This is a genomic window from Hydrogenophaga aromaticivorans (assembly GCF_013387465.1).
In the GTDB taxonomy this organism is placed as follows: domain Bacteria; phylum Pseudomonadota; class Gammaproteobacteria; order Burkholderiales; family Burkholderiaceae_C; genus Hydrogenophaga; species Hydrogenophaga aromaticivorans.
Genome location: NZ_VYGV01000016.1, coordinates 727368 through 740266, shown reverse-complemented (window position 1 = coordinate 740266; position 12899 = coordinate 727368). Strand labels below are relative to the sequence as shown.

At 68.3% G+C, this 12899-nt stretch carries 11 protein-coding genes; 7 read left to right on the top strand and 4 right to left on the bottom strand.

Annotation, left to right across the window (positions count from 1 at the left end; all coding sequences use genetic code 11):
• Positions 1 to 3: 3 nt before the first annotated feature.
• Entirely contained in the window at positions 4 to 387 is a 384-nt protein-coding gene (locus F3K02_RS20590) for a dihydroneopterin aldolase (RefSeq protein WP_177137473.1), read from the top strand.
• A gap of 69 nt (positions 388 to 456) precedes the next feature.
• On the opposite strand, the gene F3K02_RS20585 is transcribed toward F3K02_RS20590, so the two are convergent.
• Positions 457 to 1512: an outer membrane protein gene (locus tag F3K02_RS20585; RefSeq protein WP_177137472.1), complete on the bottom strand. Its 1056-nt coding sequence runs from the start codon at positions 1510 to 1512 to the stop codon at positions 457 to 459.
• Between the two features lie 212 nt (positions 1513 to 1724).
• Between F3K02_RS20585 and ttcA the strand changes: the two genes are divergently transcribed.
• Entirely contained in the window at positions 1725 to 2645 is a 921-nt protein-coding gene (ttcA, locus tag F3K02_RS20580; RefSeq protein ID WP_177137471.1) for a tRNA 2-thiocytidine(32) synthetase TtcA, read from the top strand.
• A 57-nt stretch (positions 2646 to 2702) separates the two neighbouring features.
• Positions 2703 to 3392: a hypothetical protein gene (locus tag F3K02_RS20575; protein ID WP_177137470.1), complete on the top strand. Its 690-nt coding sequence runs from the start codon at positions 2703 to 2705 to the stop codon at positions 3390 to 3392.
• 76 nt (positions 3393 to 3468) lie between these two features.
• Here F3K02_RS20575 and F3K02_RS20570 read toward each other — a convergent pair whose 3' ends face one another.
• On the bottom strand, positions 3469 to 5820 hold the full coding sequence (locus F3K02_RS20570; protein ID WP_177137469.1) for a hybrid sensor histidine kinase/response regulator: 2352 nt from the start codon (positions 5818 to 5820) through the stop codon (positions 3469 to 3471).
• A 128-nt stretch (positions 5821 to 5948) separates the two neighbouring features.
• On the opposite strand from F3K02_RS20570, the gene F3K02_RS20565 reads away from it, so the two are divergent.
• From F3K02_RS20565 to F3K02_RS20555, 3 genes are read left to right on the top strand one after another with little or no spacing between them, the layout of a single operon-like run.
• On the top strand, positions 5949 to 6593 hold the full coding sequence (locus tag F3K02_RS20565) for a histidine phosphatase family protein (protein WP_177137468.1): 645 nt from the start codon (positions 5949 to 5951) through the stop codon (positions 6591 to 6593).
• Positions 6577 to 7734 (top strand): DSD1 family PLP-dependent enzyme, encoded by a 1158-nt coding sequence (locus tag F3K02_RS20560; RefSeq protein ID WP_177137467.1) that lies wholly within the window; start codon positions 6577 to 6579, stop codon positions 7732 to 7734. The genes F3K02_RS20565 and F3K02_RS20560 overlap by 17 nt, the downstream gene beginning before the upstream one ends.
• Positions 7735 to 7754: 20 nt before the next feature.
• Positions 7755 to 9533, top strand: a complete 1779-nt coding sequence (locus F3K02_RS20555; protein ID WP_177137466.1) for a lysoplasmalogenase family protein — start codon at positions 7755 to 7757, stop codon at positions 9531 to 9533.
• Between the two features lie 97 nt (positions 9534 to 9630).
• Here the strand turns inward: F3K02_RS20555 and F3K02_RS27910 are convergent, their stop codons facing one another.
• Together F3K02_RS27910 and ruvB are read right to left on the bottom strand one after the other, a co-directional pair.
• Positions 9631 to 10623: an SPOR domain-containing protein gene (locus F3K02_RS27910; RefSeq protein WP_218179500.1), complete on the bottom strand. Its 993-nt coding sequence runs from the start codon at positions 10621 to 10623 to the stop codon at positions 9631 to 9633.
• 1 nt (position 10624) lies between these two features.
• A complete protein-coding gene (gene ruvB, locus F3K02_RS20545; protein ID WP_177137464.1) occupies positions 10625 to 11683 on the bottom strand; it encodes a Holliday junction branch migration DNA helicase RuvB in 1059 nt (352 codons plus the stop codon).
• 142 nt (positions 11684 to 11825) lie between these two features.
• On the opposite strand from ruvB, the gene F3K02_RS20540 reads away from it, so the two are divergent.
• On the top strand, positions 11826 to 12878 hold the full coding sequence (locus tag F3K02_RS20540; RefSeq protein WP_177137463.1) for a carbonic anhydrase: 1053 nt from the start codon (positions 11826 to 11828) through the stop codon (positions 12876 to 12878).
• The last annotated feature ends 21 nt before the right edge of the window (positions 12879 to 12899 follow it).

Genomic DNA, 12899 nt, shown 5'->3' with positions numbered 1-12899 from the left:
CCCATGACCACACCCTACGCGCCGCAGGCCGGCACCCAGATCCTGGCCCTCACCGGCCTGCGCTTCGACGCCAACCTCGGCATCCTGGACCACGAGAAGACCAGCCCGCAGCCGATCCAGGTGGACGCCGAACTCAACCAGGGCACCCAGCCGCTGCTGCCGCACGACGACGACATCAACCACGTGCTCGACTACCGCAAGGTGCGCCAGATCATCATCGACGAGTGCACCGCCGAACACGTGAACCTGCTGGAGAGCCTGATCGGCAAGCTCACGCGCCGGCTCATGCAGCTGCCGGGCGTGATCGGCGTGCGCGTGAAGATCGCCAAGCTCGAAATTTTTGAGGACTGCGAGGTCGCCATCCGCATGGAAAGCGGTCAATGGTGACCAGCGACGGAGAGCCATGAAAAAGGGCCCCTTGCGGGGCCCTTTGGCTTCAGGAAGCCGGAACCGGCATCACTTGAAGTTGTACTGGACGCCAACGCCCAGGTACACCAGCTCTTTCCAGGAGCGGGCTTCGTCAGAGCTCTTCTTCACGAACATGTCCAGGTCGCTGCGCAGCGACAGGTTCTGGCTCAGGGCGTGCGTCAGGCCCAGACCCAGGGTCGGGCGGGTCTGAGAGCCTGCGACATCACCCGTGTGCTTCACGCTGGCGATACCGGCTTTGCCGAACAGGCGGGTGGCTTCGCTCAGGTTCTGGCCCACCGTGGCGCGCAGGCCCAGTGCACGGACCTTGGACTCGACGCCGTTCTCGAAGACATGGCCGCTGCCGAACTGGGCAAAGGCTTCAGCGCCCCAGAGCTTGTTGAACTGGTAACCCACGCCGCCCTGCAGGGCCAGTTTGGTGTCGTGGTCGTTGAACTGGGCGAAGCCGTCGATCGGGCCATTGCCGATGAGGTCGCGCTGGGCACCCAGGGTACCGAACACATACGGAAACGACACGGCTTCGGCGGCCTTCAGCACGGGTGCGGGTGCGGGAGCTGGCACGGGTGCCGGGGCAGCCACGACCGGTGCGGGTGCCGGGGCCGGAGCGGCCACAGGGACCGGGGCCACAGCCACCGGCGTCGGACGCGGCAGCAGGTCGGAGAAGTGGTTGTCGCACTGGCGCATGGTCACGCGGACAACGTTGCCATCCTTGTTCTTGTAGGCGTTGATTTCCAACGTCGGGCTGAAGGGGATCCATTTGCCCTGCAGCGCCTTGCTCACGCCGCCGCGACCGCGGGCCGTGGCCACGCCCTTGTCGCAGGCACCCTTGCTGTAGCTGGGGCTCAGGTCCTTGAGCAGCATCGGAGCCACCGAGACCTCACCGGCCTGCAGCTTCGGCTTCTGCTGGGTCTGGGGCTTGTAGAACTTGGCCTTGCCGCTCTCGATCGCGGCGTCACACGCCTCGGGAGTGGCGTAACCGACGTTGCCGTCACGGTCGGTGGTCATGCTGGCGGACTGCGCGGCGGCAATAGAGGCGAAGGAAACCAGCATGGAAGCCAGGGCAACCCGATGAAAAGCAAAAGACATACAAGAGACTCCAAATAAAATCGTCGATTCGCTGCCCGATGCCGTGGCAACGGGAATAGCACACCCAGTGTGCCTTTTGAATGATGTTGATCCGTGACCAACCCACATATCCGAGGTTTGACACCCCCCGGATTGTGCGTTGCAGCATACATCAATGTTTCCCCTGTTGCTTTTGACGCAACACCTGACCGCAAAGCCCGAGACCCAGCGCCATGAACCCCGAAAAACTCGCCCACGAAAACCACAAGCTGGAAAAGCGTCTTTGCCGCGAGGTCGGCCGCGCCATCGTGGACTTCAACATGATCGAAGCCGGCGACCGGGTGATGGTCTGCGTCTCGGGGGGCAAGGACAGTTATGGCCTGCTCGACATCCTGATGAAGCTGCAGGCGCGTGCGCCCATCGACTTCGAGATCATCGCGGTCAACCTCGACCAGAAACAGCCCGGCTTCCCCGACCACATCCTGCCCGAGTACCTGGGCAGGCTCGGCGTGAAGCACCACATCGAAACGCAGGACACCTACTCCATCGTCAAGAAGGTGATCCCCGAAGGCAAGACCATGTGCAGCCTGTGCAGCCGACTGCGCCGCGGTATCCTGTACCGCGTGGCCAAGGAGCTGGGCGCGACCAAGATCGCGCTGGGCCACCACCGCGACGACATGCTGCAGACGCTGTTCCTCAACATGTTCTTCGGCGGCAAGCTCAAGGGCATGCCGGCCAAGCTGGTGAGCGACAACGGCGAGTTCATGGTGATCCGCCCGCTGGCCTACGTGCCGGAGAAAGACCTGATCCGCTGGGCCGAGGTCAGGCAATTTCCCATCATTCCCTGCACGCTCTGCGGCAGCCAGGAAAACCTGCAGCGCAAGCAGGTGGGCAACCTGCTGCGCGACTGGGACAAGAAGTTTCCTGGCCGGCTGGAGAACATGCTCACCGCGCTGCAGAACGTGGTGCCCAGCCATTTGATGGACCGCAAGCTGTTCCCGTTCGAGTCCATCGAAGTCACTGGCGAGGCCGATGAAGACGGCGACAAGGCGTTTGACGAAGAACCCTTGCCGGAGCCCGTTCCGCCCACGACCGACGACGAAACCGGGAACGAAGTGCCGGCCCGCGCGGTCATACCGATCGCCGCGCACTGAGACCGCGGGTCCGCCCCGCGCGGACGCGGCGCAATCCACTGCACAGGAGACGTGTCCATGCACCCCAACCACACTTCAGACCCACAGCGCGTTGCCGTGCGCTGGCGCGGCCTGCTGGCGGCCCTGAGCGTTCTGGTGCTGGGCGGCTGCGCCAGCGTCTACCGGGTGGACAACGCGGTGGAGAGTTTCCCCCGCTGGAACGATGTCGCTGGCGGAACCCGTTTGGCCGTTGCAGCGCCGCAGCGACCACAAACCTACCGCTTTGACCGACTGCCGTCCCAAACCGAAGGCCACCAGGCAGCCGGACAGGACCGGCTGGAAGAACTGGCCCGCACCGCATTGGGCAAGGTCGGCTGGCATCAGGCCGATGGCGGTGCGCCCCCGTCCTGGACGGTACAGGTCAGCGCCAGTTCGTTGCGACTGCCACACGCGCCCTGGGAAGACCCGTGGGACCACCACTGGGGTGCATTCGGCATGTTTGGCCGTGGTCACGTGATCACCGGCAGCGGTCAGATCATCTGGTCGCCGATGTTTTTGCACACGGACTGGCCGTACTACCAGCGCAAGGTGTCTTTGCTGATCCGTCACGCCGGTAGCCAGCAGGTGGTCTATGAAACGCACGCCGCGCACGAGGGCCGCTGGAACAGCACCCCCGAACTCTGGAGCGCCATGCTCGACGCGGCCCTGCAGGGTTTCCCCACGCCACCAGCCGGCGTGCGACAGGTCAACATCGACGTTCCGCGCTGAAGAACGAGGCCCCCGAGGGGAGCGATTCAAGCCTGGGGCGGCCCCCCTGGTGAGTGTTGTTGCACGCTAGCGCGCTTCAGGCCTCCAGCAACTGCCGGATGGCCGCGCCCAGCGCTTCCATGCTGTCCTGTTTGCCCAGCACCTCGTTCACGCCCGCCGCCGCGGCCTCGGCCAGCAATTCGTCGCTGACATGCCCTGAAACGATGGCGATGCGCAGGCCCGGGCGCAGGCGGCGGATGGCCCGCGCCACCTCCACGCCCGACAGGCCGGGCATGTTCTGGTCGGTCACCACGAGATCGACCGGCTCGTCGTGGGCGCGCAGCCAGGCCAGCGCGGTTTCGCCCGACTCGAAGGTGCTGACCCGAAAGCCCTGCTTGCGCAACAACCGCCCGACGAGAAACACCATGGCCTCGTAGTCGTCGATGTAAACCACGTGACGCCCGCTGGCCTCGGACACCGGCGCTTCGGGAGCGGGCGCCCGTTCGGGCTGCAGCGTCCCGGTCTCCCCGGCCAGCGGCAGGTAGATGTCAAAGCGCGTGCCGGCGCCGGGCCGGCTGTGCACCGCGATCGCGCCCCGGTGCGCCTTGACAATGCCGTGCACCACCGCCAGGCCCAGCCCCGTGCCGGCCCCCGGCGGCTTGGTAGTGAAAAAGGGTTCGAACAGGCGCCGCCGGGTCTCGGCGCTCATGCCCGGCCCGTCGTCGGTGACGCTCAGACACGCATAGGCCCCCGGCGGCAGATCCCCCAGCTGCAGCGCCTGCGCCGCGTCCACCTGTCGGGCTTCCAGCGCCACGAAGATGTCGCCAGGGCGGCCTTCGAGCGCCTGCCAGGCGTTGGTGCAGAGGTTGATCAGCACCTGCTGCACCTGCGTGGCATCTGCCAGCACCACGAGCGATGCCTCGGGCAGTCGCGTGTCCATGCGCACGCCGGCGGGCAGCAACGAGCGCAGCAGGCCCAGCGCTTCCAGCAGCAGCGGTGTGAGCGGTTGCAGCTGCATGGCCTGGGTCTGGCGCCGGCTGAAGGTGAGGATCTGCTGCACCAGCTGGCGCGCGCGGATCGCGGCGCGGCTGATTTCCTGCAGGCTTTCCTGCGCCAGGTGATCGGGCCCCACGTCTTCGCGCGCCAGGGCCAGGTTGCCCAGAATCGCCGCAAGCAGGTTGTTGAAATCGTGTGCAACACCACCGGCCAGCGTGCCGATCGCTTCCATCTTCTGCGATTCACGCAGCTGCGCTTCGAGCAGGCGCTGCTGCGCCTCGGCCTGCTTGAGTTCGGTGATGTCGGTGTGCGTGCCCACCATGCGCAGCGGCGCTCCCGCCGCGTCGCGCGCGATCACCATGCCGCGCGACAGCACCCATTTCCAGCCGCCGTCCTTGCAGCGCACGCGGTGTTCGTTGCGATACACCGGTGTGCGGCCATCGAAGTGCGCCTGCCGGTCGGCCAGCATCTGCGCCACGTCGTCGGGGTGGGTCCGGCTGTCCAGCGCCTCGGCCAGGTGGGTGATCTCGCCTTCGGCGAAGCCGAACATGGCCAGGATGCGGCTGGAGAAAAACTCTTCCCCGGTCGCGATGTTCCAGTCCCAGACCCCGTCGCCTGCGCTTTCCAGCGCCAGCTTCCAGAGCGCTTCGTTCTCACGCAAGGCCGCTTCGGCGGCCTTGCGTTCGGTGATGTCGAGCAAGACGCCCACCCGCAGGAAACCGTCGGCATCGGAAGACACGGTGCAGGATCGGCGAAACACCCACTTGATCTGCCCATCGGGTAACACGATGCGGAACTCGCCCCCGAGCTCGACGGGCCCCTGGCTGATCTTCTGCATGTCCTCTTCGATCCGCGACGCATCCTCGGGATGCCGGTGGCGCGCGATCAGCATCGGGTCGCGTATCAGATCCTCCGGACCAAAACCGTAGATGTCGCGAACGCCCGAACTCACAAAACGGTAGCTGCGCTGCCCGGCGGGTGTCACATGCACCACGAAGACCATGCCCGGTATCTGCGAGGTGATCAGGCGCAGCTGTTCCTCGCTCTGGCGCAGTGCCAGCTGGGCAAGCGTGCCTTCGGTGATGTCTTCGACCGTACCTTCGTAGTACAGCAGCTGCCCACCGGCATCGCGAACCGCGTGGGCGTTTTCGCTGATCCACAGGTGCTGGCCCCCCTGGTGGCGCGACACCTCGGACACGAATCCCTGCACGAAGCCGTCACGCTCCAGCCGGCGGTGAAACTCGCCGCGCCGCCCCGGCACCACATACCAGTCGGAGGAGATGCGGTTGACGTTCTCCAGCATCGCTGCTTCGGAAGCGTAGCCATTGAGCTTCACCAGCGCCGGGTTGGCGCGCAGCATCACACCGTCGGACGAACTGCGGTAGGCACCGATGGGCAGGAAGTTGAACAGCGTGGAGAAATCCCCGAGCGGCGCTGAGGGAGACGGCATCATGCGGCGATTGTGTCGCAAAGCACCCGATGCCCCGCACGAGCCGGGGCATCTTCCGTGCGGTTTTGCAGACCGGGGCCAACCCGGTACAGTGCGCCCTGTTGACCGCCCCAACCGAACAGGACCCCCATTTGAAAGTCACCCGCATCCTGGCCGTGCGCCACGGTGAAACCGCCTGGAACCGCGACACCCGCATCCAGGGCCACACCGACATCGACCTGAACGAACACGGCCGCTGGCAGGCGGCCCAGCTCGCGCAGGCGCTGGCCGACGAACCCATCGACGCGTTCTACGCCAGCGATCTCAGCCGGGCGCTGGAAACCGCGCAGGCCGTCGCGCGCCGGCACGACAAGCCGGTGCACACGCACACCGGCCTGCGCGAGCGCTGCTTCGGCCGCTTCGAGGGCCACACATGGGCCGAGCTCGAAGCCCGCTACCCGGAAGAATCCACCGCCTGGCGCAAACGCGTGCCCGACTTCGCGCCGCCCGGCGGCGAGTCGCTGCTGCAGCTGCAGGACCGCGTGGTGCGCGCGGTGAACGAGCTGGCCGCGCGCCACCCCGGCGAGCAGATCCTCGTGGCGGTGCATGGCGGCGTGCTCGACATCCTCTACCGCGCCGCCACCCGGCTGGAACTGCAGGCACCGCGCAGCTGGGAACTGACCAACACCGCCATCAACCGCCTGCTCTGGACGCCCGAGGGCCTGGGTCTGGTGGGCTGGGCCGACACCGGGCACCTGACCACCGGCAACGGCGCGCTCGATGAACAGACGGCTTGAGCAGGCCCAGGCCTGCGTGGGCCAGGGTGTGGCGGCCATCGACACGCCGGCGCTGGTGATCGACCTCGATGCGATGGAGCGCAACCTGGCGCGCATGGCGGCCTTCGCGGTCGGGCGCGGCCTGCGCCTGCGGCCACACGCCAAGATGCACAAGAGCGCCGAACTCGCGAAGCGGCAGGTGGCGCACGGCGCCGTGGGCGTGTGCGTGCAGAAGACCGACGAGGCGCTGGCCCTGGCCCACGCCGGCGTGCACGACATCTTCATCAGCAACGAGGTGATCGCGCCGGCCAAGCTGGCGCGGCTGGCGGCGGCGCTGCGCGACCTGCCCACGCGCTTTGCCATCGCGGTGGACAGCGCCCTGGGCATCACGCGCCTGGCGCAGGCGCTCGATGCGGCGGGCGTGCATGCGCCGAACGCCATCGACGTGTTCATCGAAATCGACGTCGGCCAGGGCCGCTGCGGTGTCGCGCCGGGCGAGGCCGCGGTGCCGCTGGCGCGGCAGATCGCGCAGCACCCCGCCCTGCGTTTCGCCGGTCTGCAGGCCTACCACGGCAGCGCCCAGCACCAGCGCACGCCGGCCGAACGCCGCATCGCCATCGAGGGCGCCACGCAGGCGGTGGTCCGCAGCCGCGATGCACTGGCCGCGGCGGGCTTCAGCGTGCCGCTGGTCACGGGCGCGGGCACCGGCAGCTTCGTGCTGGAAGCCGCCAGCGGCGTCTGGGGCGAGCTGCAGGCCGGGTCCTACCTGTTCATGGATGCCGACTACGCGGGCAACCAGAACGAAGCGGACGCCCCGATGTTTGAACACGCGCTGTTCGTCAAGAGCCAGGTCATGAGCCGCCGCGAAAACCACGCCGTCTGCGACGCCGGCCACAAGAGCCACGCCATCGACAGCGGCCTGCCAGCGGTCGCCTGGCCCACCGGCCTGGTGTTCGCCAACGGTGGCGACGAACACGGCATCCTGCGCGCCGCCGCGCCCGGCACAGCCCTGCCCGAACTGGGCGAAACCGTGTGGCTGATCCCGGGCCACTGCGACCCCACGGTGAACCTGCACGACTTTGCGTTCGGTGTGGTCGGCGGCCTGGCGGCCGGGCGGGTGGAACGCCTGATCAGGGTTGACGCCAGAGCAGCCCTGGGCTGAATCCCACCAGAATGGCGGGCATGTCGCCCAGCCAGATCATCGTCCTCGCCACCCCGGTCTTTCTGGCCCTCATCGCCCTCGAATGGATGGTCGGCCTGCGCCGTGGCCGCAACACCTACCGCTTCGACGACGCCCTGAACAGCATCTCGCTGGGCATGCTGAGCCAGGCCAGCGTGGTGTTTGTGCCGCTGCTGAAGATCGGCATCTACACGGCAGTGTTCAGCAGCCTGTCTCTTGTCCCGGACACCGGCTTCTGGACCACCCTGCCCGGCTGGCTGCTGGCGCTGCTGTTCTACGACTTTCTCTACTACTGGAACCACCGCCTCGGCCACACGGTGGGCATCTTCTGGGCCGCGCACGTGGTGCACCACCAGAGCCAGGACTACAACCTCTCGACCGCCCTCCGACAGCCGAGCAGCTACCCGCTGCTCGGCTGGGTGTTCTACCTGCCGATGGCGCTGGCCGGTGTGCCGCCGCTGGTGTTCGCCGTGGTCGCGCTCATCGACCTGCTCTACCAGTTCTGGATCCACACCGGGCAGATCGGCAGCCTGGGCTGGTTCGACCGCTGGTTCGCCTCACCGTCCAACCACCGCGTGCACCACGCGGTGAACGACCGCTACGTGGACAAAAACTACGGCGGCATCCTGATGTTGTGGGACCACCTCTTCGGCAGCTTCGAACCCGAAGACCCGCGCGAGCCCTGCGTCTACGGCACGCGCAGCCCGCTCAACAGCTGGGACCCGCTGTGGGCCAATGCCGAGGTGTACACCGCGCTGGCCCGCGACAGCTGGCACACCCGGCATTGGGCCGACAAGCTGCGCGTGTGGTTGAAACCACCGGGCTGGCGGCCGTCCGACGTGGCGGCTGCATTCCCCAAACCGCCCTTTGACATCACCACCGTCAAGACCTACGCACCGCCCGTCACCCGCCCGGTGAAGGTCTTCGCGGCGTGGCAGTTCGTGGCCTTGCTGGGCGGCGTGGCGGCCTTTCTCTGGCGCGCCGACACCGCCGCGCTGTCGCACAACCTGGCGTGGTTCAGCGCCCTGTTCTCCGGCCTGTGGGCCGTGGGCGCGTTGCTGCAGGGGCGCATCAGCCGGGGCGAGGTGTTGCTGATCGAATGCGCCGCGCTGTCGATGGCCAGCGCCGCCACCGGCTGGACGGCGGCGCACCTCGTCTTCAAGCCACTGACCATGGTCGTGGCCCTGGCGGTGGTGATCGTGGCAAAACGCGCCCGCGCCCACGGTGTGCGCGGCGCGCCCTGGCTGCTCGCAGCCCTCGCCGCGTCGCTCGCGGGCGATGTGTTCCTCATGCTCGACGGCCTGTTCATCCCCGGGTTGGCGGCCTTCCTGCTGGCGCACATCGCCTACATCGCGCTGTTCCGCCAGGGCGTGCCCTGGCTGGCGAACCGGTCCGCCGCGTGGGGCGTGGCCGCGGTCGGGCTGGGTATGTACACCGTGCTCTGGTTCGGCGGCCTGCCACCCGGCCTGCGCGGGCCCGTGGCCGCCTATGTGCTGGCGATCGGCCTGATGGCGGCGCAGGCCCTGGGCCGCGCCAGCGTGCAGCGCGACGGCCCGTCCTTGGTGGTGGCCGTGGGCGCCGCGTGTTTCATGCTCAGCGACGCGCTGCTGGCGATCAACCGTTTCGTGAGCCCGCTGCCGATGTCGGCCTTCTGGGTGCTGGGCAGCTACTACGCGGCACAGTGCCTGATTGTGATGGGTGTGCTGCGCGGCGCCGCCATCGCCTTGAAGGCCAATCGGTATCCGCTACTCAGGGCACCGGAGCGACACCCCGACGCATGAAATGGTGCCGCCCAGGGCACCGCCGGGCCGGCTTTGCCGGACGGCCAGTGCCGCCCTCTGGAGGGGGTCGCGCGAAGCGCTGCGGGGGTGCGTCTATTCAAGGCGCGTAGACCCGGGCCTCCAGGCCCAGCGCCCGCACCTTCTGCGCAGCCGCCTCGGCATCTTCGCGACGGTCGAACGGCCCCACCCGCACGCGGGTGAGCGGCCCCCGCGCCGACTCGACCGGGTCGTCCAGCACCGGCAGGCCCGCTCCGGACAGCCGTTCCTTCGCCCGTTCGGCGTTGGCCGCCACGGAAAACAAGCCGACGTTGACCCCGAAACCCCGGACCCGGGGGCGAACGCCCGACAGATCGGGATCGGGCAGAACCCGCTCCGCAGCCGGCTCGACCGCAGGGCTTTCGATCACGGGCACCAGCTTGTCCACCACCGGCGACGCGGCGGTCTGCTCGGGCGCTGGCGCTGGCGCGGGCATGGCGACCGGGCTGATGGACGGCGGCGGTGTCGACCGAAGCAAGGCTGCGCTGGCTGGCTCGTCGGGCTCCGCCGTCCCGCGCAACAGCTGTCCGGCCCCCCAGACCAGCAGCACCACCGAGAGCGCCGCCAGCGCCGACAACACATACCCCCGCGGACGCCACACAAACACCGAACGCTCCAGGTGTTCCAGGGCCTCTTTGAAGGTGTCGGCATCCTCCACGGCGGCCACCGTGCGCTGGCGCAAGCCGCCGTGCAGCCAGGCCACACCCCACAGCCCGGGCACGGCGCACCACAGCACAGCGACCGCCACCGCCATCCCGAAACGCACGCCCATCGGCACACCGTCCGCGCGCGCCCACAACCAGCCCAGCGCACCCGCCCCGGCGACCGTCAGGATGGACTGGACCAGCACGGCGTCCCACAGGCGCCAGTACACCAGCCAGGCCAGGTTGCCCAGCGCCGCGCGCGGGCTCCAGACCAGCCCCGAGCGCCCCCGTTCTTCGAATCGCGCCAGGATGGGCAGGTAGACACGGGCTGCAGACGGGCCCAGCGCGGCACGCAACAACGCTTCGGTGCCGGACGGCATCCCGTTGGCGTGGTCCACCCCGGCTGGCACGTCAGCTCGCGTCCGGGAACAGGTGATCGCCCGACTGCGGCGGCGCCACACCCAGGTGCCGGTAGGCCGCCAGCGTGGCGATGCGCCCGCGCGGCGTGCGCTGCAGAAACCCCTGCTGGATCAGGTAGGGCTCGATCACGTCTTCGATGGTGTCGCGCTCTTCGCCGATGCTGGCGGCGATGTTGTCCAGCCCCACCGGCCCGCCGTCGAAGCGGTGGATCACGGCTTCGAGCAGCTTGCGGTCCATCAGGTCGAAGCCTTGCGGATCGACGTCGAGCATGGCCAGCGCGCGGTTGGCCATGTCCAACGTGATGGTGCCGCGGCCCTTGACCTCGGCGTAGTCGCGCACGCGGCGCAGCAGCCGGTTGGCAATGCGCGGCGTGCCGCGCGAACGGCGCGCGATCTCGAAGCCACCCTCGGGATCCATCGGTGCGTTCAGCAGGCCCGCGCTGCGCTTGACGATGCGCCCCAGCTCCTCGGCGGTGTAGAACTCCAGCCGCGCCACGATGCCGAAGCGGTCGCGCAGCGGGTTGGTCAGCATGCCGGCGCGCGTGGTGGCGCCGACGAGCGTGAACGGTTGCAGGTCCAGTTTGATGCTGCGCGCCGCCGGACCCTCGCCGATCATGATGTCGATCTGGTAGTCCTCCAGCGCGGGGTAGAGGATTTCCTCGACGACCGGGCTGAGCCGGTGGATCTCGTCGATGAACAGCACGTCGTTGGCCTCGAGGTTGGTCAGCAGCGCCGCCAGGTCCTTGGGTTTTTCCAGCACCGGCCCGCTGGTCTGGCGCAGGTTCACGCCCAGCTCCTGCGCGATGATGTGGCTGAGCGTCGTCTTGCCCAACCCCGGCGGGCCGAACAGCAGCACGTGGTCCAGCGCCTCGTTGCGTTTTTTGGCCGCGCCGATGAAGATTTCCAGTTGCTCACGCACCTTCTGCTGGCCCACGTATTCGTCCAGCAGCTTGGGCCGCAGCGCGCGCTCGATCGCCTCTTCCTTCGGCGAAGCCGGGGCGGCGGAGACCACGCGCGGCGTGGGAGCGAAATCGTCGGTCTGGATGGTCACGGCGGGGCGGCGATGGGGTGGCGGGGCAACGGCCATTGACTATACAGGCCAGCCCGGCTGGCTCAAGTCAAGCCGCGGCGCGGCCGATACAGCGGGGAACGCTCCCAACGCCTGCGGCCCGGTCACCCCGGTCCACCCTGCCATGCCCCACCGTCCCGCACCCGCCACCGCCTTGCGCGCCCTGCTCGCCGCCCTCTGCGCCTGCGGCGCTGCAAGCGTGTTCGCCGCCGACCCGGCCCCGTCGCACGCCCCCGCCAGCACCCCACCGGTGGTGCCGGCCCACGCCGCACCGCCGGCATCCGGCAACCCCCAGGCGGTGATCGACCGGATCAAGGCGGCCATCGAAAGCCGGCAGGGTCCCAACAAGGTGCACGTCATCGTCGGTGAATCAGCGGGTCCGCCGCCACACGCCGCTGCGGCAGACAGCGCAACGGCCCATGCCCAGCCCCGCAAGCCCCGCCCGCACAAGGCGCCAGCGCCATCGGGCCATGCACCGGCCGCCGGCGGACACGAGGTCCACTGGAGCTACGCGGGCCCACAAGGCCCCGAACACTGGGCCGAGATGAAGCCCGAATTCGGCGCCTGCGCCACGGGCCAGCGCCAGTCACCGGTGCACATCGACGAGGCCGGCACCCTGCAAGGTCCCGCCGAACCGCTGCTCTTCAACCACCAGCCCAGCGGCGGCAGCGTGATCAACAACGGCCACACCATCCAGGTCGACCTGGATGGTGGCAACACGCTGACCGTGCGCGGCTCCACCTACCGGCTGCTGCAGTTCCACTTCCACCACCCGGCGGAGGAGAAGGTGAACCACAAGGGTTTTGCCATGGTCGCGCACCTGGTGCACCAGAACGACCAGGGCCGGGTCGCCGTGGTGGCGGTGCTGATCGACCCGGGCGCCGCCAACGATCTGGTGCACAAGGTCTGGACCCACATGCCGCTGGACACCGGCGACCGCGTGCCCCTGCCCGCCGGTCTGATCGACATGAAAGACCTGCTGCCGCAGGACCAGCGCTACTACCAGTTCATGGGTTCACTCACCACACCGCCCTGCACCGAAGGTGTGTTGTGGATGGTGCTCAAGCAACCCGTGACCGTGAGCCGCGATCAATTGAAGCTGTTCGCCCGGCTGTTCCCGATGAACGCCCGGCCGGTACAGGCGCTCAACGGGCGGGTGGTGCGGGACGCTCAGTAAAGTTGTTCCCCCCAAAGCGTC

What these genes read in the sequence shown, in the direction of transcription:
- F3K02_RS20560 (WP_177137467.1), top strand. Translation starts at nt 6,577, where the DNA reads ATGAACAGACGGCTTGAGCAGGCCCAGGCCTGCGTGGGCCAGGGTGTG.
- F3K02_RS20555 (WP_177137466.1), top strand. Translation starts at nt 7,755, where the DNA reads ATGTCGCCCAGCCAGATCATCGTCCTCGCCACCCCGGTCTTTCTGGCC.
- F3K02_RS20575 (WP_177137470.1), top strand. Translation starts at nt 2,703, where the DNA reads ATGCACCCCAACCACACTTCAGACCCACAGCGCGTTGCCGTGCGCTGG.
- F3K02_RS20540 (WP_177137463.1), top strand. Translation starts at nt 11,826, where the DNA reads ATGCCCCACCGTCCCGCACCCGCCACCGCCTTGCGCGCCCTGCTCGCC.
- F3K02_RS20590 (WP_177137473.1), top strand. Translation starts at nt 4, where the DNA reads ATGACCACACCCTACGCGCCGCAGGCCGGCACCCAGATCCTGGCCCTC.
- F3K02_RS20570 (WP_177137469.1), bottom strand. Translation starts at nt 5,820, where the DNA reads ATGATGCCGTCTCCCTCAGCGCCGCTCGGGGATTTCTCCACGCTGTTC.
- F3K02_RS20585 (WP_177137472.1), bottom strand. Translation starts at nt 1,512, where the DNA reads ATGTCTTTTGCTTTTCATCGGGTTGCCCTGGCTTCCATGCTGGTTTCC.
- ttcA (WP_177137471.1), top strand. Translation starts at nt 1,725, where the DNA reads ATGAACCCCGAAAAACTCGCCCACGAAAACCACAAGCTGGAAAAGCGT.